Here is a 24,735-nt window from a genome sequence, read left to right as displayed (position 1 = left end):
ACATTTCGCGTTTTACCGAGATATTCTCGTCTTAGTGTATACACTTAAACAACCAGCCTGTGACTTCGAAAGCGAAGCCGACTCTGGATTTGTTACAATCGGCGGCGCTGCGGCCGGTCGCGGCGCCTCGGGGGAAAGCGCATGGATGAAGATGTCGACGTAATGGCCGCCCCGGAAACGGGCGACCCGTCGAGCGTGGCCGAGATCGTCGACTGGGTGGCGCGCGGCATCATCGAAGGCCGGCTGCGTCCCGGCGACGACCTGAATTCAGTCGATCTCGCCAAACGCTTCGGCGTGAGCCGCACGCCAGTGCGCGAGGCGCTTTTCGCGCTCACGCGCGAGGGACTCGTCGACTGGTCGCCGCGCCGCCGCCCGCGCGTGGCCGCCATGCAGCTCAAAGAAGTGCGCGAAATCTATGCGCTGCGCGCCCTGCTCTACGGCCAGGTGTCGCTCGCGATCGTCGAGCACGCCACGGACGAGGACATCGCGGCGCTCTGGCGCGCGCATGGCAAGCTGGCCGAAGTCGCGGCCAAGGGCGACGTGGACGGCTACTTCTGGGCAAACGTCGCGTTTCGCGACGAGGAACTGCGCGTGAGCCGCAATGGCATCTTCAAGGAAGTGCTGGACTCCATGCGCATGCGCACGAACCGCCTGCGCCACCTGAGCACGTCGCTGCCGGGGCGCTTGCAGCGGTCGTGCACCGACCACCAGCGGCTGTGCGAGGCCTACGCCGAGCGCGACGGCGTGCTGGCCGCCGCGCTGAACCGCTCGATCGTGATGGGCGCACTACATGCGATTGAAGCCGCGTGGGACAGGCTGCGCTGAGCACGCACCCTCGCTGCGCCCCTTTTTTATTTACGCGGATGCCGCGTCGAACGGGGCCTGCCGCCCTACCCGCCAGGCTTGCCGAAAGGCCAGGGATACAACATACTTGACGATTCGACCGAATTCCCTCCGCATTCTCGTTCTACCGGGTTCTTTCTGATCATGAGCACAATTCTTGAAAGCCTTCCGACCGGCCAAAAGGTCGGTATCGCCTTCTCCGGCGGCCTCGACACCAGCGCCGCGCTGCACTGGATGAAGCTCAAGGGCGCCGTGCCTTACGCCTATACGGCGAACCTGGGCCAGCCCGACGAAGACGACTACGATTCGATCCCGCGCCGCGCGACCGAATACGGCGCTGCCGGTGCACGCCTGATCGACTGCCGCGCGCAGCTCGTGGCGGAAGGCATCGCCGCCCTGCAATGCGGCGCGTTCCACATCTCGACGGCCGGCGTCACGTACTTCAATACGACCCCGATCGGCCGCGCCGTGACGGGCACGATGCTCGTGGCCGCGATGAAGGAAGACGGCGTCAACATCTGGGGCGACGGTTCGACCTACAAGGGCAACGACATCGAGCGCTTCTACCGTTATGGCCTGCTCGTCAATCCGGACCTGAAGATCTACAAGCCGTGGCTCGACCAGCAGTTCATCGACGAACTCGGCGGCCGCTCGGAAATGTCCGAGTTCATGCGCCAGTCGGGCTTCGAGTACAAGATGTCGGCTGAAAAGGCTTACTCGACCGACTCGAACCTGCTCGGCGCCACGCACGAAGCGAAGGACCTCGAGAGCCTCGAAAGCGGCATCAAGATCGTGAACCCGATCATGGGCGTGGCGTTCTGGCGCGACGACGTCAAGATCGACCGCGAAGAAGTGACGATCCGCTTCGAGGAAGGCCAGCCGGTCGCGCTAAACGGCCAGACTTTCCCGAACGCCGTGGAACTGCTGCTCGAAGCGAATCGCATCGGCGGCCGTCATGGTCTGGGCATGAGCGACCAGATCGAGAACCGCATCATCGAGGCGAAGAGCCGCGGCATCTATGAAGCCCCGGGCCTGGCGCTGCTCTACATCGCGTACGAGCGCCTCGTGACGGGCATCCACAACGAAGACACCATCGAGCAGTACCGCGAGAACGGCCGCCGTCTGGGCCGCCTGCTGTACCAGGGCCGCTGGTTCGACCCGCAAGCCATCATGCTGCGTGAAACGGCCCAGCACTGGGTGGCGCGCGCCATCACCGGCGAAGTGAAGATCGAACTGCGCCGCGGCAACGACTACTCGATCCTCAGCACGAAGTCGGACAACCTCACGTATCAGCCGGAGCGTCTGTCGATGGAGAAGGTCGCCTCGACGTTCTCGCCGCGCGACCGTATCGGCCAGCTCACGATGCGCAACCTCGACATCACCGACACGCGCGAGAAACTGCGCGTGTACTCGAAGGTCGGCCTGCTCGCGCCGGGTGCGGCTTATACGCTGCCGCAACTGAACGACGAGAAGAAGTAAGGGGTCGTCGCTTGATGAAGAAAGGGAAGGCACTGCGCCTTCCCTTTTTTTATGGCTTCGCGGGGTGGTATCTGGCGTTCGAGTTACCCACAGATTGTGGTGACAAAGCAGCTCCACGTCACAACGGCTAGCGCCACCTCGCCATGAAACCGTCGCCGGACGAGTTGCCCCTCTACCAACGCGCCACGATTCAGCATGAACGCCATCCCCTGGTGATAGGGCTAGACATCAAACGGCTTACTCTTCCGGTCCGCCAGCACCGGGGCAGCGAAAAGCGAACAGGTCAGTATTCGCACGCCCTCCAGCGGTTGTGGCCGGGCAGCATCCTTGAGGTCAATCATCAGCAGCGAGCGGAATGCAGGAAGAGCGCCGCGAGCTTGCAGCGATGCTCCCCGATGTAGCCCTCGATGCCGGCCGCAATCCGCTGCCACGTAGTATGGATTTGCTCTTCGTTTTCATGGAAATCACACCCTGTGATTTTTCCATTCGCATACTCGCAAACTGCCAATCAATTTTTTAATAGATCGTCTAGTTCCTTCACACGACTGTTCGTGATATTCGCCATACATTCCCAAAAGAATATCTCGCGTTCGGCCGCTTCACCCATGGCGTAGGTTTCGCTATAGCATTCGTTATCACGATACGTATACCACGCGTTTTGCGCTTTCTCGAAGTAAGGCGATGCCGCTGGGTCGCCGGTAGTTTTAAGTGACTTATCGCCTTTCTCGTTCATCAGGCGTACCGTTTTAAGCCTTTTGTCTAGTTGGTTGCTCGACTTGTTGAACTTTAAGTGGGAACACTGTCCCAGATCCTCGTTACTCGCATGCTCGCCTGAGTCGCACATATGTGCGACCTCGGCGGCGGATCGTCCCGAAAAGTAGGCTTCAGGCGATTTGAAGTAGTGGTAGTCAAATTCCCCAGAATAGACAGTCTTCGCACTCGCAAAGATCGGGAGAATCGCCAGAGCACATAGAATGTCAGTGTGACGAATCATAAACTCCCGCCTCGAACATTTCCGCCTCACGATGGCGACGCCTGAGTAAGCCCTTCACAGGATGACCTTTCGATGTCGCATACGTCCTCATCTTGTCGCCGACTTTGTTGTATTGTCCGGTATTGACAAAATCTAGCATCCCGTTTCCGTGTCGCTGCAAGTTATACATGAAACATACCAAGGCATCATACTCAAACTGAAACAGCGGCACCTTAACGGTGTCGTTGATTATCCCCTCAGCCCATCCGATATCTTGTCGAAGAAGTGCCTCCGCTTGCGGCTCCGTAATGCGCTTAAGAAAGGGCTTCTCGGACACAGCGCCGGAGATTTTTCCTAAGTGGACCAGATGGCCGTATCCGACCGTAGCGTTCCCGTCCTTACTTCCGTCTTTGTCATACATCGTTGCACTATACGCTTCCCAACCCTCAAGAAATCTAATGCCGTCTTCCGACATTTTCCACGGTTTACACAAACGCTGCGTATACGCTGTGACGTTTGAGTTCGGATCGGTGTTCGTTTTTACCGTACAAAGTGCGTCAGACATTTACGCCTCCTGTCTGTGACCAAGATAGAGTTTGATGGATTGAACGCCGTCCGTTTCGTAGCGCTCGGTGTGTCCGCGTGAATCAGTTACGCCGTGTCGTAGTTCGCGCGAAGACATGCGAACGGTGTAGTACGTGTCTGCGAGCGGTGAACCCTTCGCGTCGCGAAGCGTGAACTGTTCGTCATACCTGCCGGGATTTCCGCCAGCCATCAATTGGCCTGCGCCTGTTGCTTCCCCCAACTCATGCGCCTCGAACACATGCCAGGCGCTCTTCTGCGACGCAAGAAGCACAGGCGGCGGATCGCACTTGCACAAGCAGATATCGCCCTCCAGGGCCTGCTGCTTGCCCATCATCGTCGCTGTTCGATGTGGCCCCTTCCAACCAATCACGCCTTCCGAGTTGCATGCGCAACACCATATCTTCGCGCCGATGAACGTCATTGGCGTACCGTGGTGTGTACAGGTTTCGATGCCTTCGAGCACGACGCCGCCAGCCGTTGTTTTGTCACCCTTCTTCAGAATGGCTCGCCTCATTCGACACCTCCGTGAAATAGAAGAACAACCTGCCCGGTGACGCGACCGATGATGTTTGTTCATGCTCCGTTGACCAACTGGTCGCCTGCAACCGGACAAATCCGAAATTGATTCGCAGTCCGATACGTAACGCATGAAACAAATGAGAAATGGTGTAGAGGCTGATCGGTATCAGCCAGTGACGAGTAAGTCGGGGTAGTTGGTCGCAGCCTGCTTCGCCACCTCAATGAAGCGCGAAATGCGCTCGAGGCGCTTGCGGTCGTTGCGCGAACGCAGCTGCCTGTGCCAGGTCAGACATGCGTTCGATGACGGCATACTGGTCATCCAGCTCCACCGCAAGACCGGCGATTTCACTGACCAACTCTTTGCGCCGCCTTTAAATTGACGTTGCACGGCATCCGTACCGGCTCAGGAAACGGCACGCTCGGGAAGACGGCATGAGGATGAGCGGGCACTAAACAAAGTTGGCAGATCGGAGGCACTGACAGACGCTCGCGCGTCTCCCTGTCCGCGTGCCCGTAGAAGTCTGTGGGCGCAAAGGGACAGCCGCGCGGACTCAGATCCGGCAGGTGAACGCCTGGATTGTTGAACCTAAACCGTGCAGACGTTCGTGTGACCTGCGCGCCGTGGACCAAACTTCTCCACAGATTGTGGTGACAAACTTGTGGAGAACGCCTGGGACGAGTGCCCTAACCCATTGATCGGCTGGAGATTTTTCACCGCGTGAACGCGATAGGCAGTGACGGGCTGCCAGGCGTTGCCTCAATACGCCCACCGGCCTATCAGCCGTCAAGCGTATTGAAGACACTCACTGCACGGCAAGCTGCTTCATCTTCCCGTAGACGAATTGCCCGAAGTACCACGACAAATCGGAGTGGTTGAGGATGTTCGCGTCGGAGAGGGCCCCCGCCTCGAGCTTCAGGCGGCGCAGCATGAGCTTGCCGGCCTGCGAGGCAATGTAGAGCCGCACCAGCTCCTTGCGGGTCTTTTCGTCGGCCGATTCGAAGTGCTCGCGGCCTTGCTTGACCTCCTCGTTGCGCTGCGACCTCGCCTCTTCGTCGCGCGCCGCGATGCTCTGCTTCACCGCCGTGGTCGCGACCGTCCTGGCGCTCTCCTGAGCGGTCGCTGCCACGGCCAGCTCGCTCTGGATCGCCACCATCTTCCGCTCGGCCTCCGAGACCTGCCAGTTGTGGCTCAGCGCCTTCATCAGATAGCCCGCGGGGCTCTTGGTCACCTTGCCCTGGTTGAGCCGGAAACGCGTGTATTCGATGGCCTGCTGGATGCGCTCGTCGGTCCAGCTCATGCGGTGCTCCGCAATCACGTCGAACTGCTTGTTGCTCAGGCCGAACTCCTCCTTGAGCGTGAGCAACAGGTCGTGCGCGTCGGGCTGCCGGGAGAGCAGCGCCGCGACCGTGTCCTTGCGCTTCATCCGAAAGCGGATCTTGTTGATTTTGCGCGAGGTTTCCGAGTCGGCCCGGGTTTCGTAGCTCAGGTCGATGTCGGATAGCTCGTTGATCTGGCGCACCGCGGGGTCGAGGTACTTGGGCCGGAAGTGCTTGAACTCCGACGCGCTCGTACCGAGTTTGCCGGGCCAGCGCCGCATGACGTCGAGCTCGATCCAGTCGGTCAGGCCCGCTGCCACGTAGGGCAGCACGTAGTCGTAGATCGCGCGGGCGTAGGTTTGCGAGAACGACGCCGTGATGCACAGGTTCAGCCAGTGATGCTTGTCGGGCCCGGTGATGTGGCGCAGCATGAGCGGCGGAATACGGAACTGGATGCGCCCCTTGCCGATCTTGACGCTGCCCATCAGCTGCTCGGATATCCACTGGTCGTCTTCGTTGGGCGCGCGGTCGGGCGGCGTGTCGGTCACCTCGATCAGCACGCGCTGTGCTTCCTTGATGACGCTCTGCAAATGGCGCACGTTGCGGCTCTCATAGCGCATGAGCCACTTGAAGTAGTTCAGGTCGACGTCGTAGGTATCGCGCGGTGCGGGCTCCTGGGCGGCAATGAAATAGGCGGCGTCGATGAAACGGCGCGACGACAGCCCAAGCCCGTTGATGGCGACGAACACGTTGTTGCGCTGAAAGCCGATCTCGCGCGTGCTCTCATTGATCGGCTGGCCGGACATCTCCTCAAAGAGACCCAGCGACATCTGCAGTGTTGTTGTCCTTCGCCCGCTCTCCTCCGACATACGCACGCTCTCCCCGTCGACATTGGCGGGCACTCTATCACTACGCAAACACAAGTCAACACAATAAACGTTACCTCAAACAGGCGCCCGATTTGACTCGCGCACAATAAACGTACCTGAGTGCACAAATTTCTCTACACCTGCAGCACATAAAACGGAACTTCGCTGCACATAAAACGGTGCAGCGAGCACAGAGAACGGTGCTTTTGACGAACAAGCCCTTGAAATCAAAGGAAACGCATGCGTACGTTAGTTGGTTGGTGGGTTTTTATCTTTAAGTAAACAAACAAACCGCGCTCAAAAAAGATGCTCTGCGCGAAATTTGACGTGCTGTGTCTCGCAAACTGGTCAAAATATTTACGCAAAAGTGCCCGCAAAGGCCCATTTGACAAGGCTTTCAGCGATCAGGACTCAGGACGCGCGCCGCCTTCGGACCGGTGGAACACATCGACGGGTAACGATTTCTGTGCAGAACGGCTGATTCAAGGAAGCGGTTTATGTGCAGAAGATCTAATGAGCGGCCGAGATCGGGGTGAACCGGGCAACGGTTGTCGGTGAGACTCGACTCAGGGTGACTTTTCGACAGGAATTGCCGAAGGCAACGGATTTTGTGCAAGCCTGAGACAGGCCGCGATAGCAACGTTTTTTGTGCAGACCAAGTACAGCGCTCCGGGAGGTAACGTTAATTGTGCCGTTGAGGCGTCGCGGTTCACTGGTTCGCCATAGGCGAGCGGTAACGGAATTTGTGCAGCTAGAGCGCGGGAAGGCTTTTTGGGGAATTTGACCACCAGGATGCCCGGATTCGCAGCCATGAGGCACATGGCGAGGCAACGGGGTAACGGTTTTTGTGCAATGCAGGGTGGGGCGTACGCGGCAGAGCCCTTTTCCAGACGCACGCGGTAACGGTTTTTGTGCAGTCGTGGCTGGCTAAGCGCGGTAGCAGAAATCAGGAAGCACAAAAATCGTTACCCGGCGCCGTCATCTTCGCGCGCCGTCGTAATCGCCGACGGAAGTGCACAAAAACCGTGACCGCAAGGGGTATCTGCAAGCGATGCAGTTAGTGTGGATCCGATTGGTAACTGCATTTGCACAAAAACCTCGACCGTGAGCGCTGCGACGAATCGTTCCGACCCTGGGTGATTGCGCAAAAAATAGGCATATCGGACAGAGCAGGCCTATACGGGCGCTGGTGGCTTTGCCGGTTCTATTAGTACGTTGGCCTTGGAAATGTCTCGCGAGGGCCATACGGGCCGTTTTGAAGGGTCATTTTTTTCATATCGCCCTCAATTAGTGTGTTTTCACACACTTTTCCTGTATTCTACGCTTTATCCAAATTCTGATAAAAAGCGTATTAATGGCGAAAACTATCGAATTGCCGTCGATCGATCGACGTGTGGATCTTTCCGCGATCACTGAGTTTGCCGAAGAGGCTGGCCGTCTGTCTGAAGAGCTTCGGGAGATGATGCTGGCGCCGCGGCCGCGAAAGATGGCGCCCACCTTTACGTCGGCTCAGGTCGCAGAGATGTGCGGCATTGACCGCATCAAACTAAACAATCTGCTTGCCACCCGCGAGGGCCTCCCGCAAGGCGTGGCACAAGGGTCCGGGCGAAGCCGGGTCTTCACGCTGCCGGAAGCGAGAACCTGGGTCCAGCAGGTTTCCGATATTTATCAGACGCCGCTCCATACCGGCGTACGCGACGCTGACGGCAAGGTAATTCTCGTTGCCAACTTCAAGGGCGGCTCGACGAAAACGACCACGACCATGTGTCTCGCTCAAGGCCTGACCTTGCGCGGCCGCAAGGTCCTGCTGATCGACCTGGATCCGCAGGCGTCGCTGACGGAACTCTGTGGTCTGTATGCCGAAAAGGAAGTGACCGAGGATAGCACGGTCCTGCCGTTCATCTACGACCCGCATATGGAAGGCGGCCTGCTGAACTTCGTGCAGGAGACCTACTGGGATGGGCTCGATGTGATTCCGGCGCACCCCACGCTTTTTTCCGCAGAGTTCCATATTCCGGGCACGGTGATCAAGAACCCGGGATTCAAGTTCTGGGACCTGCTGCGCCAGGGCGTGGAAGTGCTGCGCAAGCAATACGACTACATCATTCTGGATACGGCGCCGTCGCTGTCCTATCTCACAATCAATGCGCTCATGGCCGCCGACGCGATGGTCATGCCGCTCGTGCCCGAGAGCCTGGATTTCATCAGCTCGGTGTCGTTCTGGAGCCTGTTTTCCGACCTCGCGCACACGATCATGGAACGCGGTGACGAGAAGACGTACGACTTCGTCTCCGTTCTGCTTTCGAAGGTGGACTACGGCAAAACGTCGTCGGCACCGGTCGTGCGCTCCTGGGTGCAGCGGACCTACAAGGATTGGGTGAACGCGCTCGAGGTGCCGGCCAGCTCCGCGATGAGCAACGGCGCACTGGCCATGGCCACCGTGTTCGATATCAGCAAGGGCGACCTCGCAGACAAGACGGTGGCGCGCGTGCGTCAGCCGCTGACGGATTACGTACAGTGGATTGACGATCTTTACGTAGAACAATGGAGGGCCGGCAAGTGAGTTCATTCCGCGACAAGATGGCGGCGAAGACCGCTGAACTCGGCTCGTCTTCGGAGCGGCCCGCTGCCGAACGCCCGGCTGCCGTGGCTCCGGCGGAGCCGCGCCGCAGCAGCGCGTTCAAGACCGGACCGGGCATGCTCGGCGCGTTGGCGGTGGCGCAGCAGCGCATCCAGGAACTGGAGAACACGAGCGACAAGCTCATGCTTCCGGTGAACGCCATTCAGCCGAACCCGTGGCAGCCGCGCAAGATTTTCAGCGACGAGGGCCTGGCATCGCTCGCCGAATCGATCCGCGAAGTCGGGCTTGTGGAGCCGGTCGTCGTTCGCCGCGCGGAGAACGGCTATCAGCTGATCGCCGGCGAACGACGTCTGCGTGCGCACGCCCTGATTCAGGCGCAGGACATTCGTGCCTCGGTGATCGAGTGTTCCGATCAGGACATGGCCGTGCTCGCGCTGGTCGAAAACGTCGGTCGCGAAGACCTCACTGATTATGAGATTGGGCAATCGCTGCGCCGCGCCGAACGGGAGTTTCCGACTCGCAAGCGCATGGCCGAGGCGCTGGGTATGTCGCGCAAGGGCTTGTACCGGTTTTTGGCCTTTGAAAATCTGCCGGATTTCATTCGACGCGATCTTGATTTGAATCCCCGACTGCTCGGCGGATCGGCTGCAGACGAGGTTGTTTCGGCGATCAAGAAGTATGGGGTGGCAGGGCTTTCGGCGGCGCGCGAGTTGTGGCCGGCCGTAGTCGGCCGGACGCTGGATCAAGGTAAGCTGGCTGCGGCGATCGGTGCACAAGCTAGCCGGGGTGAGTCGACTGAAAGCGTTTCCGAGCGCAGCATCGAGAAGATTTTTTCGGGCAAGAGCCACGCCGGGAGCATCACCAAAGATACCAACAGCTTTACGGTGAAGCTCAAGACGGGCGTGCTTTCGGATGCTCAGGAAACGCAAATCCGGGAGCTGATTAGTCAGCTGTTCAACGTAAAGCCAGGCTGATCGAGTCTTGGGATTGTTGGTGTGGAGGGAAGCCCGCTTCGGCGGGCTTTTTCTTTTTGTGGCTTGGATTGTGTGTCAAGTCGACACAACCCGCACCTGCGGCTGCAGACGGCGCATCAAGGATCCGCGCCGGACAGCTGCTCGCCGGTCGGTGGAACGCGACGGACCGCGTCGTGTGTCGAGTCGACACACGACGGGGCGGAGTGCGCCTGGCTAGCGTAGAGCTGTCGAGCGGAAACATCGGAAATGCCTGTACCACGCCGTTGAGCGCTCGTGTGTCGACTCGACACACGACGACCACGCCCGTTGAGAGCCTGAGAATATGGCGTCTCGAGTACGACGCAGAAGGGGCTCTGCCTACCGGTTGCTGTCGGTGCTCGGCGTACAGGAAGTCAGAAAACCTGGGTACTCGAATTCGGCTGATCGGGGCGATGTGTCGAGTCGACACACGCTGCGGATGGCCACAAACCGGAGGGAGTCGGCGGAGGCACAAGAGCAAGCACGCGGGATTCTCAACCGTTGCTCTATCTATTGTGTTGCGTGAGAAATTGGCCCAGCGCGTACACGCCAACTTGCACTCGGGCGCGGTGTGTCGACTCGACACACCGCGCCGCATCTTCGCCGTGGCTGACTGATGGGATTGCGAACTGCGATACGTCGCATCGGTGGCGGGACGAGAACCAGACTTGATGTCGCGTTCCCGACGACTCCATCGTACTGTGCGCGCGGGCGGGACTCCCGTCTAAGGGGACTCGCTGGGTGAAACAGTGTGTCGAGTCGACACACTATCGCTGCTTCGGCGCCTTGGCGGCCTGACACGATTATGGTCCGAGACGCGTCGCTTTGGGCGGCAGACATGGACGCTCCATTTGCGCGGTGGCGTGCATCCAATGGGCGCGTCAGTAGCGTCTGCGTGCAACTCGTCGATCGGGTGGCCATGGTTCATTGTGCTGACCAACCACGGTTGGAGTCGACGGATGCGCTATGTTTGTCGGCTCGCGCATCTTGGTGTGTCAAGTCGACACACTGACTGTGTTTCACGACGCTCTGTGATCGGCTCGTCAATCTTCATTGCGCAGCCCGCCACGGTTGGAAGCGGCGTAGCCGGCGTGCGTGTGATCTGGCGCGCCACGGTGTGTCGAGTCGACACACCGACCGCGTATCTCGACTCCTCTGTAATCGGGGCGCCAATCTTCATTGCGCTGGCCGCCACAGTTGGAACCGGTGTAGCCGGCGTGCGTGTCGTCTCGCGCGCCAGGTAAGCAGCGCTCGCGAGCCAACGGAAAGCGCCAACGTTCCGGCGGCTGGACTCGAGATCACGCTCCCTCAAAAGGCCGGCCGAGTTCCATGCTGGATTAGTTTCCCAAAGAGCAGGTACCGGAGCCAATTCGACGCCCCTAAGCGTCGTTCGATAACTAGGGGTTGCGTGCGGCGGGAGTCGTCTACTTCGGTCCCCTTGTTGCGGTTAATTTCCTGATTGACCTACGAGCCGCAGAGTGGGGCATCGTCCACGTAGCCTGGAGCCTCTGCCTTCCTCCCAACACCGACGTTTTCTCACAGCAGATACCCCCACCGCGATAAGCTCCTTCGACGACTAGCCGCATCGAATCTCACGCCGCAAGTTCGTGCCGACGGGTCTAACTCACCAGCGTGCGAGCGCAGCCCGCTTGCTCGCCTGACATCTGACGGCGACACCCAACGCCATGCGATTACTCTCGTTCTTTGCACTCTGAGCTAGGACTCCCCCAGAAGGTGGCCGCGTGCACGGTCGAACAAACACTGCCCAGCAACTCTCGATTGACGCGTGTCTTGAAGGAGGACTGGCAGGCCAGCGCGCGACAGATCGGATAGCCAGTGTCAGCGGCGTGCTCGGAACACGCTGTGCGCGAGCAGGGGAGGACCGTTCGATACGATAGCGGCCCACGGCACTCGACCTTCGTGTTCCGCAGCTCGGGGCTGTTCGGCTCGTTACTCTTCTGGCAAGTCGCGACCGCATTGCCACTCATCACCGAATAACTCGCTTTCGTCTCGCCCGCGAAATTCACCATAAATGCAACTAACCGACAATCTTCTTCGGCACCACAGAGCACCCTAACCGTCAATGCGCAATACGCACGCTAGTGCCTCGGCTATCACAACCAACAAACCACCAACCAACCAACGGAGCGATCGACGTGTCGACCGTCAACAAACACGAAATGAGGGGGGAGCAACTTCGGGAAGCGAGCCGTCCACACATCGACCTAAAAGGGAACGCCACGGATGCTTTGCCGCGTAAATCACCGGCGCTTGCGCTTACCCTGTTTCAAACAGCGTTCAATTCAGCGTGAAACATTTCTCTCCAAACCGCTAAATCGGCGAAACCTACGCCCCTTGGGGCTTTCACGCCCAAAACAAACCAAATTCTAGTACTTGTTTCACGATCATAACGGCTCTCCGACCCTGAAACACTGCCAGATTGGTCGTTACCGAGGTAAAGCGCACCTCATCGGAGTTGGTCGTATATTTCAATACGTATTTTGTAGTTTTCGACAATGTCGCGACGCCAATCGAAAACAACCCTCGGAGGCACGCCTGCAAGCAATTCGCGTCGACACAAGATTGCTCACGGCATTCGACAGCATGAAGAGCAAACCGGTTCGTGTTTGCGGGCGATACGCGCAACGCCACCCCCTGGCTCTAATCATCGCAGCGTCATGTTCTGCAATTCATTCGGCCATCACAATCCACAGCGCTCACTTCGCGCCTGATTGACGTGCCATCTATATAGAACAGTCTCGCGCAACGATACACTCCACAGTCGATGAATTGACAGCGCGCGGCGCATGCCAACAGATGCCGGGTCCTTCATCGCACAACGCTAGCCAAAACAGACCCACACGCGTCGATTAAAATTGGCCCGCATTCGCGAGCCACATGCCCGGGCTTCAACCCGGGCTCATGTTCGTGCTGAAAGCGCTAGCCCGCATCCCGCTCGCGCGATACCGCAGCAATCGCCCTTTCTCCATTCAGCGCCCGCAAACACAATAGAGGACACGTCGTGAAGTTTATCCACGCGGCAGACCTGCACCTCGACAGCCCGCTACACGGTCTGAGCGCCTATCCCGATGCGCCGGCCAGCCAATTGCGCAATGCCACGCGCGAGGCATTGCGCCTGCTCGTCGATCGCGCCATTGAAGAAGAGGTCGCGTTCGTCGTCATTGCCGGCGATCTCTACGACGGTGACTGGAAGGACCACAACACCGGCATTTTCTTCGGCCAGCAGATGGGTCGTCTGCGCAAGGCCGGTATTCGCGTTTTCGCCCTTTGGGGCAATCACGACGCGGAAAGCGAAATGACCAGGAAACTCACGCTGCCCGACAACGTGGTGGTGTTCAGTCATCGCAAACCCGAAACGCACATGCTGGACGACATCAAGGTCGCGCTGCACGGTCAAAGTTTCAAGGACAAGGCGGTAGTCGAAAATCTCGCGGTGGGCTACCCGTCGCCGGTTTCCGGTTACTACAACATCGGTGTGCTCCATACCGCGCTCGAAGGCTATACCGCCCATGCGACCTACGCGCCATGCACGCGTGCCGAATTGCACGCGAAGGGCTACGACTACTGGGCGCTTGGCCACGTACATGAATTTCAGCAGTGGTCGGAACAATCGACCATCGTATTCCCCGGCAATCTCCAGGGGCGGCACATCCGCGAAACCGGGCGCCGCGGCGCCGTGCTCGTGAATGTCGAGGGCAGCCGCACGGAGGTCGAGCGTCTCTACCTCGACGTGCTGCGCTGGGAATCGGTGCGCGTCGATGCGAGCGACTGCGAAAGCGTTGCGGGTCTCGCGCGCAAGATTGGCGCTGCGCTCGAAGCGCTGCTGTCAGTCGATGCCCATGTGCCGCGCGCGGTGCGCGTAACGGTGACGGGCAGGTCGCCGGCGCATGGGCTGTTTTTCGGGCGCGCCACGCAATTGCGCGCCGAAGTGCTCAACCAGATCGGCATTATCGGCAATGACAAGCTGTGGCTGGAAAAGGTCAAGCTCGAAACAAGCCCAGCCGACACGGCCGCCGCGCAAAACGAACAGATCGAAGCGCTCGCGGATCTCAAACAGATACTCGACGCCGCCACACAAGACCCCGAATTCCTCGCGCTGCTCGAACGCGATTTGCGTGCGTTCGTCGGCAAGGTGCGCAGCGAAGTGAAAGAAGACGCGCCACTGCTCGAACTCGCCCGCGACGGCAAACTCGCGGCGCTGGTGGAGCAGGTCGGTCCCGCGCTGCTCGCGCGCCTTTCCACGGGAGAATGACCAGTGCGTCTCAAGCAACTCGATTTAATCAAATACGGTAAGTTCACCGATACGACCTTGCCGTTTCCCCACGCGGCGTACGATTTTCACGTGATTGTGGGACCGAACGAGGCGGGCAAGTCCACGGTGCGCACGGCCGTGTCGGAGTTGTTGTTCGGCATGCGCCTGCAAACGCCGCTCGATTTCCTCCATGGCACGCCGGAACTGCGTCTTGGCGGCGTGCTGGAAAACGGCGCGGCCGAGCAGCGTTTTCATCGCGCGCGCGGGCGCAACTCGCTGCGCACCCCGCAGGACGACAAGCTGCCCGACGATTTTCTCGCCGCATTTCTCGACGGCGCGAGCAAGGAGTTTTTCGAGCAGATGTTCGGCCTCGATCATGCGCGGCTCGTTGAAGGCGGCCGCACCATTCTCGACGCATCGGACAAGCTCGGTCAGGTGTTGTTCGAATCGGCAGCGGGCGTGGGGAGCCTCGGGCCCGTGCGCGAGGAACTGGAGAATCGCGCGGCCGAACTCTGGGCTCCGCGGCGCAGCGGCAGTGCGTATGCACAGGCGGAAACGTCGTTCGCCGAGGCAACGAGCGAACTGAAGGCGGCGCAAGTGCGCACGCGCGACTGGGTCGAGAAAAAGGACGCGCTTGAAGCGGTCGAGCAGGCTATCGAGCGTTTGCGTGCCGAACAGCGCAGTCTCGAATCGCAGCGCTCGAAGCTCGAGCGCGTGCGTCGCCTCGCTCCCTATATAGAAGAGCTTTCGCTCAAGCAGAGCGAGTTGGCCGCATTGGGCGAGGTCGTCGAATTACCGCCGACCGCGTATGCCGATCTGTTGAAGGCGCAAGCCGACATCGCCGCCGAGCGCAAAGTACAGGAAGCGCGCCAGCTCGATCTCGCCAGCAAGCAGGCGTCACATGATGCGATCGAGCCCGATCGCGCGGCACTCGCGCTGGCCGCCGAAATCGACGCGCTCGACGCGCTGCGCGGCGAATGCGTCAATCATCCGCGCGAATTGCTGGTGCGTGAAACGGAAATCCGTAACCATCTCGACGCCGCATTCGCCGCTGCGGCGCAGCTTGGCTGGCCGGTCGAAGAAGCCGCGTTGCGCGCCGCGCTGCCCGGTGCACTGGCGTTGAAGACGGTGACGAACCTGCTGCGCGATCACGGTCTGCGTGAGCAAGCGCTCACGACGGCGCGCGAGGCGCACGGCGAACAAACGCGCAAGCTCGCCCAATTGCAGGAGCAGCTTTCGCGCTTGCCCGGCATCGACGTGCCGCATGCGTTGCGCGCCGCGCTCGACGATGCGCGTGAATGGCGCAACAGCGTGACGAAGGAAAGCGCGCTCGAGCGCGAACTGGCGGATGCGCAGCGCACGGTCGAAGAAAAGCGCCAACTGTTGGGCCAATGGAGCCAGCCGGTGCAAGCGCTGCGCGCGCTCGACCTGCCATCGGCTACGCGCCTGGCGGCGCTGCAAAAGGAAGAAAGCGAGCGCGTGAGCGCGGTCGCCGCCGCGCGAGAAGCGGCGGCGGCTGCGCAAGAGGATATCGAGCGCTTCGCGTTGCAGGAGACGCAGTTCACGCAGGGCAACAAGGTTGTCACGACGGCTGAAGTACAGGCGGCGCGCCTGCGCCGCGATAGCGCGTGGGGCGAGGTCAAGGAGGCGCGCGTCAGTCTCGCGCAAGGCGCGCCCGCCGTCGACGACGCGATGCGTCTGGCCGACGAACTCGTCGACGCGCAACTCGGCACTTCGCAGGCGGCGGCCACCTTGCAGAATCTGCGTCAGCAAGTCGAAACCGCGCGCGCGAATGCGCAGCGCAAGCTTGCTGCGCTAAGCGACCGCGAGCGCGAACTCGAAGCCTTTCGCAATGGCTGGACGCAGATTGCGAATGACGCACGCCTGCCAGGCATGCCGCTAGCGGACATGGGCGCGTGGCTGGCGAATCGCGAAGCGGCGCTCAATGCGCAGAGCGAAAGCGACCGCCGCGCGAGCGAGCTGGAAGCGCGTCGAGCGGCGCGCATCGCGGCCCATGCAGCGCTGCTCGAAACGTTGCGCCCGGTGGCGAAGGCAAACGAAGACGATGCGCTGACGACATTGATTGGCGTGGCCGAAACCGTGGTGCAGTCGGCTCAAAAGAGCGCGGTGCAGCGCGAAGGTCTGGAGGCCCAGATTCGCGACGCTGAACGCGCGAGCGAATCCGCGCAATCCAGATTGACGATTGAGCAGGACGCCTACGCAAAGTGGCAGATGCAATGGCGCGAGGCGCTCGCGCAGGCGAATCTCGGCACGCGCGCCGCGACGCTCGCGGCGGCGGAAGGCGCCGTCGAACTTGCCAATGTCATTTCGGCTGCTTTTTCGGATGCCGAAGTACCCCGCAACCGCATTCGCGCAATTCGCGCGCAATTGGAGACGCTGGAAACCGACGCGCGACGCCTGGCCCAGACGCTCGCGCCCGAAGGGCCTGCGTCGAGCGATGGCATCGACGTGGCGCGCCAACTCGCGGCGCGACTCGCAACCGCGCGCGAAATGGCGAAATCGCTCGCCCAGGCCGAAGCCGAGGTGCAGGGCGCCCGCACGCGCGTTGCCGATGCCGCCGCGGCGGTGGCGGGCGCACAGGCGCGCATCGAGCCCATCCTGAAGCTCGCGGGCGTGAATGAAATCGACATGGCATTGCCGCTCGCCGAGCGCTCCGATGCTCGCCGCGCGTTGTCGAATGCGATTGCGGCAGCGCGGGACAGGCTCGTGCGCGAAGGCGACGGGCTAGCGCAGGAAACCATCGCCGCGGAAATTGCGGAGCAACCCATCATCGAGGTGCCCGCACTGCTCGCAACCGTGAACCAGCAACGCGAAGCAGGCAGCCGCGCGTTGAGCGAATGCCTGCAGCAACAGGTGAGCGCGAGGCAGGCATTCGACGCGATCAACGGCCAGGCCAATGCCGCGCTTGCGGAGGCAAAGCGCCAGGAAGCCTTGAGCGCCATGGGGGAAGCCGCGGAACAGTACCTCGAAGCCGCGACCGCGAGCCGCCTGCTCAAATGGGCAACCGACCGTTATCGCGACCAGAAGCAAGGGCCGATGCTGCGTCGCGCGGGGGAAATATTCAATGGACTCACGCTCGGTGAATTCGCGCGGCTAGTTGTCGATAACGAACGCAATCCGCCCGCGTTGCATGCGCGGCGCAGCAACGGCAAAACCGTGGAAGTGAGCGGAATGAGCGAAGGTACGCGCGACCAGCTTTTTCTCGCGCTGCGTATCGCAGCGCTCGAATTGCAACTGGCGAGCAAGGCGGCGTTGCCCTTCGTTGCCGACGACCTGTTCATCAATTTCGACGACGAACGCGCAAAGGCCGGGTTCGCGGCGTTACGGAATCTATCGGCGAAAACGCAGGTGCTGTTTCTCACGCACCACGATCACCTTTTGCCGTTGATTCGCGAGCTATTTGGCGATCAGGTCAATGTGGTCGAATTGCAGCGCGCACCCGCCGTCGCGTAGCGGCGCGAATGTTGCGTAATGAGAATTCATGGGGACCTGGTTTGCGAAACAATCAATAGTCTGATCAGGAAACATGTTTTTCACTACAAAATATTCGTCTAAAATTGCCAGCATGCGTGATTTGACTTCATAATCACGCTGTCTTTCGCGACGCCCCGGCCGACAAGATCGCAATTCGATCGGCCAGTGATGGTTGAAGGGTGTCCGTAAAAACCGTGAATAAGGAGGCGTGAATGGTCACCCTGGATGCAATTCAATCGAAGATCGCAAAGCTGCAAAAGCAGGCCGAATCGATCGTGGAAAAGCAAACGTCGCTCGGTCTCACGAAAATTCGCGATCTGATGGCCAGGCACGGTCTGAGCGTGGCCGACATCGAACAATTCATCGGCAAGAGGCGTGGCCGCAAACCCGGCAAAGGCGCCAAAGCCGTTAAAGCCGCTGGACCGAAGCGCACCGTTGCGGCCAAATATGCCGATCCGAAAACCGGCGCAACATGGACCGGCCGCGGCCGTGCACCGGTATGGATTCGCGACGTGAAAGACCGTTCGAAATTCCTGATCAATGGCAGCGCAGCAAAACCGGCTGCCAAAGTCGCACGGAAACCGCGTGCCAATGCGGCAGCGGTGAAAAAGACCGTTGCGAAGCGCGCCAAGGCAGCAACCGCGAAAAAAGCTGCACAGAAGACCGCATAAGCGACAATCGCTTTGTGCACCCGGTGGCCGCTCCGGCGTTTCGACGCCCGCGGCCATTTTCACATGAGTAGCGCGAAACGACGCGCGCCCCTTGCCATCTTTGTCACCGATGTCCGGCCTATCTTTTTCCTCGGGCCTTCTCGCGCCCCATCTGCAGTCGCTCGACGTGCTTCAATTGCTCGGCATTGTGATTGCGCTCGTGCTGGGCGGCATGGTGAAGGGCGTGACGGGCATTGGCGTGCCGCTCGTGGCCATGCCCATCGTCACGCATTTCTTGCCGGTCAAGGAAGCGGTGCTGCTACTGTCCATGCCGATCATTCTCGGCAATATTCCGCAGGCGCTGGAGGGGGGCGAAATGCTGCCTACCTTGCGCAATATCGCGGCGCCATTAATTGGCACCGTGATCGGCAATGTGATCGGAGTGTCGGTGCTGATCGCGCTCGAGCCGCATCACGCGCAGGCGGCTTCGGGCGTGGCGTTGATCGTGGCGGCTGTGCTTCTGCTTGTCTCGCCGCGCTTCAAACTCGCGCCTGCGCTCGCGAGGCCAGTGGGCTTCGCGCTCGGCTTCGGAGCGGCGCTCATGGAGAGCATTGCCGCCGTGCCGGGGCCCTTGCTCGCCATGTATCTGATCGCGTCGGGCGCCACGGGCCGTGCCTTCACGAAGCAGATCGCGATTATTCTCGTGGTTTCGGTCATCACGCTCATCACGACGTTCAGCCATGGCGGGCACGCCAATCTCGTCGATCTCGCGATTTCGGCGGCGGCCAGCGTCCCCGCCATCGCGGGCATGCTGCTGATTCGACCGTTGCGCGACAACCTGCATCCGCTCGCGTTTCGGGTTGTCGTGCTCGTGTGCGTGCTGGCCGCGGCCGCGCAAATGATCGTCAAATCACACGTGCTGTTTTGACGATCGCACTCGTTAATGGCTGATCGCTTCGAGTGAGAGCCCGCGCGTCACCGGCCCAAGAAAAATCATCACGATACCCACAAGCATCGAAGCGCCGATAAACACCGCCACGCCTGGCACACCGTAATGATGGAGCAGGATACCGATGGCGAGGCCCGCGAACGCGGCGGCAATGCGGCTCCACGAATACACGAAGCCGACGGCGCGCGCACGGATACGCGTAGGGTAAAGCTCGGCCTGATAGCCGTGATAGGCGTAGGACATCACGTTCGAAGCGAGCGTGAAGAGCACGCCCAGCACGATCAAGACCGCCGGTTGCGTGGCTTGCGCGAATAACGTAATCACAACCGCCATAATCAGCAGGCCGCCGACGATTTGCGTCTTGCGCTCGAGTTTGTCCGCGAACCACACGCCGATCAACGGTCCGAACGGATTGGCGATGGCAATCACAAAGGCGTACGCGAGACTCTGCGTGATGTGAACGCCACGGGCGATCAGCAGCGTGGGCACCCAGGCGGCAAAGCCGTAAAAGCCGATTACCTGCGCCATGTTGAAAATCGACAAAATGACCGTGCGCCGCAAATACGGCGCACGCAGCACTTCGCCAAGCGAGCCGCGCCCGGCCTTTTCCAGTGAGATCGGCCCGAGCGGCGGCAAAGCTGTGCCCGTTTCGGCGCTTACGCGGCGCTCGATGTCGGCCACGATCCGTTCGGCTTCGTCCTCGCGGCCATTGCGCGCGAGCCAGCGCGGGCTTTCGGGAATGTGACGGCGCAGGAACCACACCACCACGGCGCCGACCGAGCCGATCAGGATCACCACGCGCCAGTAGTCGAGACCAATCGGATGGGAGTCCTTGAGGATGTAGGCGAGAAACGCGACCACGGGCACCACGCTGAACGTGATGAACTGGTTGACCGCATAGGCGCGGCCGCGCTCGCCGCTCGGGATCAGCTCGGAAATGTACGTGTCGATGGTCACCAGTTCGATGCCGATGCCGATGCCGGCAATGAAGCGCCAGATATTGAGCGCCTGACCGCTCGTCTGGAACGCCATGATGGCCGTACAGACGATGTACCAGATCAGCGACCATGTGAAGATGATGCGCCGCCCGAAGCGGTCGGCCACCTGACCGAACGCGAGCGCACCGACCCACAGCCCCGCGAAAGTCGAGAACACAAAGGTGCCGAAGCCTGCCACCTTGAGCGGCCCGAGTGCGGAAAAGAAGCCGAGCGACTCCGGCGTGAAAAGACCCGAATGCACCATGCCGGGCGCGACATAGCCGGTGAAGAAGAGGTCGTAAAACTCGAATACACCGCCAAGCGACAGCAGAATCACCATCGTCCAGACTGTGCGCGATGGCGGCAGCCGGTCGAAGCGGGCGGCAATTTCCGCCGATTTTTCAATGGACATCCCGATTCCTCATTACATTTTGAAAGCGTGTAGGGAGCAAAATGGGCATGCATCGAGGGATTTGCATGGGTTGCGCGCAAAGTATGCAAATGCCGAAACAGGCCATAGCACGCACTTTATTGATGCCGCGACGTGGAAGCACCTGGTTGAAACCCAAATGCGTTGTGCTTATCGCAACGGTGTTTCAGGCAATGGCACTAACGCCAACGCAGCAGGCAATGTTTCAGGCGACGCTCGCGCCTGCGTGGCTCACGCGGTTGCGGCCGGCGTGTTTGGCGGCATATAGCGCGGCATCGGCGGCTTCGATGAGCGCATTGGGGGACGACGCAACGATCGCGTCGCGGGTGGCACAGCCCGCGCTCACCGTGACGAGGCCGTCTGCGGCGGGAGAGGGGATGCCGAGCTGCTCGACGGCGGCGCGAGCGCGTTCAGCAAGCGCCGCGGCTTCATCTGCGCCGGTATCGGGCAGCACCAGCGCGAATTCTTCGCCGCCATAGCGCGCGACGAAGCCGCCCGGCTCGCGCAGTGTGCTGGCAAGCGTGCTTGCGAGCGCGCCCGCTACGGCGCCGAGGCAGGCGTCGCCGTGCAGATGGCCGAAAGCGTCGTTGTAGTGCTTGAAGTGATCGACGTCGAGCATCACGAGCGAGAGCGGCCGGCCGCTGCGCGCGGCGCGCTCGAACGCTTCGCGGAACTGCTCGTCGAAATAGCTGCGGTTGTAGACGCGCGTGAGTGCATCGCGCGCGGAAGCGCGGATCAGCGTAGCGTGTTCTTCGGAGAGCTGGCGATAGAGCGCCGTCACTTCCCATACCAGCACGCACACGAGCACGCCAGGCGCGAACATGCTGAACACGCGCGCGACATACCAGCCCACCGTGAAGCGCTCGATGCTGAGCGTATTGAGCGCGGCGTCGACGAGTGAGGCGAGCAACGCCACCACGATCCACAAATCGAGTACGAGGCGCAGCCGGCCTTTGAGCAACACGATCGCAATGGCGGCCAGGTTGAGCGCGCAGATCGCGAGGCCCGCGAGATTGTTCGCGATGGCCGATGCCGGCGCGGCGCTCGCATCGTCGTAAAACGGCGATGCGAGATCGACGTGCGTGACGAGCACGCCCAGCAGGGCGGCGACCGCTGCGGGCGCGGCGATCAGCAGCCAGCCGCGGGCATCGAGACGTTCGCGGGCGAACGGCGGGGCGGGCAGGCGCTTGCGCACGAGTTCGGCCACGATGACAAGCGCGGGAAAGCCGGCGTGCCAGAACACCCACATCCATGCGGCGCTATACGGCAGCGCGCCGAGCAGGCCCGTGCGTGCGAACACGCCAGGAAACATCAGCAACTGCAGCGCGACGGTAATAGCCGTGAACGCATAAGCGCCGCCCAGCGCGGCGAGCATGGCCACGCGCGTAGCCGCGAAACGGGCGCCCAGCAGGAAAGCCGCGATGCTCGACGTGGTGAACACCGTGAGCGCGCACATCGGCATGAACGGGGCGATGCCGGGCAAGGCTTCGCGCGCACGCGGCGCCGCGAGCGCGAGCGTGAGGAGAATCGCCAATGCGCATACGCTGGCGAAGAGCGCCTGCCTGCGTGTTGCCGGTCCGATCAGCAAGCCGTCCATGTGATGACTTTCGGGTTGATGCGCCGCTCGAGCATGGTGGTCGTAGCGTGACAGCGTTTGGGGCCGGGTGTGGGGCCGGTCGCGTTCCAGAAAGCAGACAAATTCGACTGAAGCTATTGTGCGCCGATTCGGCTAAACAGTGCGGCACGCATGCGCGAGCCCAGTGATATCGGATTCTGGCTTTGGGCGTATCGTGCCGGTATATTTCGTGTAATTTTTATGTAAGGATTGCTGATGATGCATTGCGTGTCGCGCGATCACCGCGCAGCGGCAATCCCGTTTGAGGACACCGATCAGACTCAGTGCGACGCAACGTAAGTCGCGCCGGCGAACGGCGCCGGAATGGCAAAGCTTGCGCGCATGCGCTTTGCTTCGGCTGCCGGCGTCAAACCAAAAAGCCGCTTGAACTCCCTGCTGAACTGCGACGCGCTCGTGTAGCCCACGGCGTGGCCCGCTGCCTCCGCGCTCAGGTCCTGGCGGACCATCAGCAGGCGAGCCTGATGCAGCCGCGTGGATTTCACGTACTGCATGGGCGAGACCTGGGTGATCGCCTTGAAGTGGCTGTGAAAACTCGGCACGCTCATCCCCGCTTCCTCGGCCAGTTGCGTGACGTCCAATGGCCGCGCGTAGCCGGCATGAATGAGGCGCAACGACTTCCCTATTCGGCCGAACTGACCTTTCATCGCCAAAGCCTCGCGCAGGGAGCTTCCCTGCGCGCCCGTGAGCACGCGGAAATACAGTTCGCGCAGCAAGCCCTGGCCCAGCACAGCGGCTTCGAGAGGCCGATGCATCGCCTCGAGCAGGCGCAGCACGGACATCTGCATCGTGTCATCCATCGGCGTCGACATCATGCTTTGCGGCGCTTGCACGGGTTCCTTGATGCCTTCGCGATCGATCTGCGCCGCCAGTTCGGCGGCGAGGGCGAAATCGAGGTGGAGGTACAGCGCGAGCAGCGGGTGTTCCTCAGTTGATTCGGTCTCCATACTGAATGGAACGGGCACGGATACAGCGAGGTAATGATGCTCGTCGTAGAGATAGAGCTGGTCGCCGAAATAGCCTCGCTTGCGCCCCTGACACACGATCACGACGCCGGGGTCGTAGAGCACCGGCGTGCGTGAGAGCGGCCGGTTCGAGCGCAGAATGCGCACGCTCGGCAGCGCCGTGAGGTTGTAGCCCTCGTCGGGCGCCAGCGCGTGAAGCAACGCGATCATGCGCTTCTGGCTTCGTGACGAGCGCACGGAATGGTCGGATGAGTCCCGCTTCGTGTTCATAGTTTTAGGCAAGAAAATTACCGAAATTGGGCTGATTATGCCTCCCGGTTCAGACTAGTATGAACTTTTCAGACACCGTTCGGGAGCACCTTCAATGGCATCCACCAAAATTCTGCTGATTACGGGCGTGAGCAGCGGCTTTGGCCGCGCGCTGGCGCAAGAAGCACTGGCGGCCGGTCACACTGTTGTGGGTACGGTGAGGAGCGAGCAGGCGAAGCGCGATGTCGAATCGCTTTCGGCGTCTCGCGTCTTCGCGCGCGTGCTCGACGTGACCGGGTTCGATGCCATCGACGGCGTCGTGGCGGAAATCGAGGAGAGCGTGGGCCCCGTGGACGTTCTGGTCAACAACGCCGGATACGGTCACGAAGGCGTCATGGAGGAGTCGCCGTTATCGGAAATGCGCAGGCAGTTCGACGTGAATGTGTTCGGCGCGGTGGCCATGATGAAGGCGGTCCTGCCTTTCATGCGCGAGCGCGGGCGCGGCCACATTCTGAATATCACGTCGATGGGCGGCTATATCACCATGCCGGGCATTAGTTACTACTGCGGCAGCAAATTCGCGCTAGAGGGCATTTCGGAAGCGCTCGGCAAAGAGATCGAGCCATTCGGCATTGCGGTGACGGCCGTTGCGCCTGGCTCGTTTCGCACCGACTGGGCCGGGCGCTCGATGAGGCGCACCCCGCGCTCGATCGCGGCTTACGATGCGATTTTCGACCCGGTCCGCCAGGCGCGCGAGGAAAAGAGCGGCAAGCAGCTAGGGGACCCGCAGAAAGCGGCGCGCGCGATGCTCGCCGCCATCGAAGCGGACCACCCTCCCAGGCATCTCCTGCTCGGCAGCGATGCACTGGGGCTTGTCAGGTCCAAATTGGCGGCGCTGGAAGACGAAATCCGCACCTGGGAAAGTGTGACGGTTTCGACCGACGGTTGAAGCTTGA

Annotated in this window: 17 protein-coding genes; 9 read left to right on the top strand and 8 right to left on the bottom strand. The window is 60.9% G+C overall.

Annotation, left to right across the window (positions count from 1 at the left end):
• Positions 1–141: 141 nt before the first annotated feature.
• Both U5A65_RS03575 and argG read left to right on the top strand, forming a co-directional pair.
• The gene (locus U5A65_RS03575) at positions 142–825 is read left to right on the top strand and encodes a GntR family transcriptional regulator (RefSeq protein WP_321945495.1); all 684 of its coding nucleotides are present in this window, start codon (positions 142–144) and stop codon (positions 823–825) included.
• Between the two features lie 162 nt (positions 826–987).
• Positions 988–2,322, top strand: coding sequence for an argininosuccinate synthase (argG, locus tag U5A65_RS03570; protein WP_110383903.1), 1,335 nt, complete (start codon positions 988–990; stop codon positions 2,320–2,322).
• A 508-nt stretch (positions 2,323–2,830) separates the two neighbouring features.
• Here argG and U5A65_RS03565 read toward each other — a convergent pair.
• The 5 genes from U5A65_RS03565 to U5A65_RS03545 all read right to left on the bottom strand — a co-directional run bounded on the left by U5A65_RS03565 (position 2,831) and on the right by U5A65_RS03545 (position 6,546).
• Positions 2,831–3,316, bottom strand: coding sequence for a lysozyme inhibitor LprI family protein (locus U5A65_RS03565; protein ID WP_321945494.1), 486 nt, complete (start codon positions 3,314–3,316; stop codon positions 2,831–2,833).
• A complete protein-coding gene (locus tag U5A65_RS03560) occupies positions 3,300–3,860 on the bottom strand; it encodes a lysozyme (protein WP_321945493.1) in 561 nt (186 codons plus the stop codon). The genes U5A65_RS03565 and U5A65_RS03560 overlap by 17 nt, the downstream gene beginning before the upstream one ends.
• Positions 3,861–4,394 (bottom strand): PAAR domain-containing protein, encoded by a 534-nt coding sequence (locus tag U5A65_RS03555; protein ID WP_321945492.1) that lies wholly within the window; start codon positions 4,392–4,394, stop codon positions 3,861–3,863. It abuts the gene before it with no gap.
• A 171-nt stretch (positions 4,395–4,565) separates the two neighbouring features.
• The gene (locus U5A65_RS03550; RefSeq protein WP_321945491.1) at positions 4,566–4,709 is read right to left on the bottom strand and encodes a hypothetical protein; all 144 of its coding nucleotides are present in this window, start codon (positions 4,707–4,709) and stop codon (positions 4,566–4,568) included.
• A gap of 493 nt (positions 4,710–5,202) precedes the next feature.
• Positions 5,203–6,546 carry a replication initiation protein gene (locus U5A65_RS03545; protein ID WP_321908184.1) on the bottom strand — a complete coding sequence of 448 codons (1,344 nt, stop codon included), beginning with the start codon at positions 6,544–6,546 and terminating at the stop codon, positions 5,203–5,205.
• A 1,393-nt stretch (positions 6,547–7,939) separates the two neighbouring features.
• Here U5A65_RS03545 and U5A65_RS03540 point away from each other — a divergent pair.
• The 6 genes from U5A65_RS03540 (at position 7,940) to U5A65_RS03515 (ending at position 19,504) form a co-directional block, all read left to right on the top strand.
• Positions 7,940–9,148 carry an AAA family ATPase gene (locus U5A65_RS03540; RefSeq protein ID WP_028208684.1) on the top strand — a complete coding sequence of 403 codons (1,209 nt, stop codon included), beginning with the start codon at positions 7,940–7,942 and terminating at the stop codon, positions 9,146–9,148.
• A complete protein-coding gene (locus U5A65_RS03535; protein WP_321908187.1) occupies positions 9,145–10,140 on the top strand; it encodes a ParB/RepB/Spo0J family partition protein in 996 nt (331 codons plus the stop codon). The genes U5A65_RS03540 and U5A65_RS03535 overlap by 4 nt, the downstream gene beginning before the upstream one ends.
• Positions 10,141–13,180: 3,040 nt before the next feature.
• Positions 13,181–14,431: a DNA repair exonuclease gene (locus U5A65_RS03530; protein ID WP_321945490.1), complete on the top strand. Its 1,251-nt coding sequence runs from the start codon at positions 13,181–13,183 to the stop codon at positions 14,429–14,431.
• A gap of 3 nt (positions 14,432–14,434) precedes the next feature.
• The gene (locus U5A65_RS03525; protein WP_321945489.1) at positions 14,435–17,905 is read left to right on the top strand and encodes an ATP-binding protein; all 3,471 of its coding nucleotides are present in this window, start codon (positions 14,435–14,437) and stop codon (positions 17,903–17,905) included.
• 233 nt (positions 17,906–18,138) lie between these two features.
• Positions 18,139–18,597: an H-NS histone family protein gene (locus U5A65_RS03520; RefSeq protein ID WP_321908192.1), complete on the top strand. Its 459-nt coding sequence runs from the start codon at positions 18,139–18,141 to the stop codon at positions 18,595–18,597.
• 109 nt (positions 18,598–18,706) lie between these two features.
• Entirely contained in the window at positions 18,707–19,504 is a 798-nt protein-coding gene (locus U5A65_RS03515; RefSeq protein ID WP_321908193.1) for a sulfite exporter TauE/SafE family protein, read from the top strand.
• Between the two features lie 12 nt (positions 19,505–19,516).
• Here the strand turns inward: U5A65_RS03515 and U5A65_RS03510 are convergent, their stop codons facing one another.
• The 3 genes from U5A65_RS03510 to U5A65_RS03500 all read right to left on the bottom strand — a co-directional run bounded on the left by U5A65_RS03510 (position 19,517) and on the right by U5A65_RS03500 (position 23,800).
• Positions 19,517–20,842 carry an MFS transporter gene (locus U5A65_RS03510; protein ID WP_321945881.1) on the bottom strand — a complete coding sequence of 442 codons (1,326 nt, stop codon included), beginning with the start codon at positions 20,840–20,842 and terminating at the stop codon, positions 19,517–19,519.
• A 295-nt stretch (positions 20,843–21,137) separates the two neighbouring features.
• The gene (locus U5A65_RS03505) at positions 21,138–22,529 is read right to left on the bottom strand and encodes a GGDEF domain-containing protein (RefSeq protein WP_321945488.1); all 1,392 of its coding nucleotides are present in this window, start codon (positions 22,527–22,529) and stop codon (positions 21,138–21,140) included.
• A gap of 299 nt (positions 22,530–22,828) precedes the next feature.
• The gene (locus tag U5A65_RS03500; protein WP_321945487.1) at positions 22,829–23,800 is read right to left on the bottom strand and encodes an AraC family transcriptional regulator; all 972 of its coding nucleotides are present in this window, start codon (positions 23,798–23,800) and stop codon (positions 22,829–22,831) included.
• 94 nt (positions 23,801–23,894) lie between these two features.
• Between U5A65_RS03500 and U5A65_RS03495 the strand changes: the two genes are divergently transcribed.
• Positions 23,895–24,728, top strand: coding sequence for an oxidoreductase (locus U5A65_RS03495; RefSeq protein WP_321945486.1), 834 nt, complete (start codon positions 23,895–23,897; stop codon positions 24,726–24,728).
• The last annotated feature ends 7 nt before the right edge of the window (positions 24,729–24,735 follow it).

This window comes from Paraburkholderia sp. J10-1, assembly GCF_905220165.1.
Lineage (GTDB): Bacteria > Pseudomonadota > Gammaproteobacteria > Burkholderiales > Burkholderiaceae > Paraburkholderia.
The sequence above is the reverse complement of the archived record's forward strand: the minus strand, read 5'-3'. Positions and strand labels throughout refer to the sequence as shown.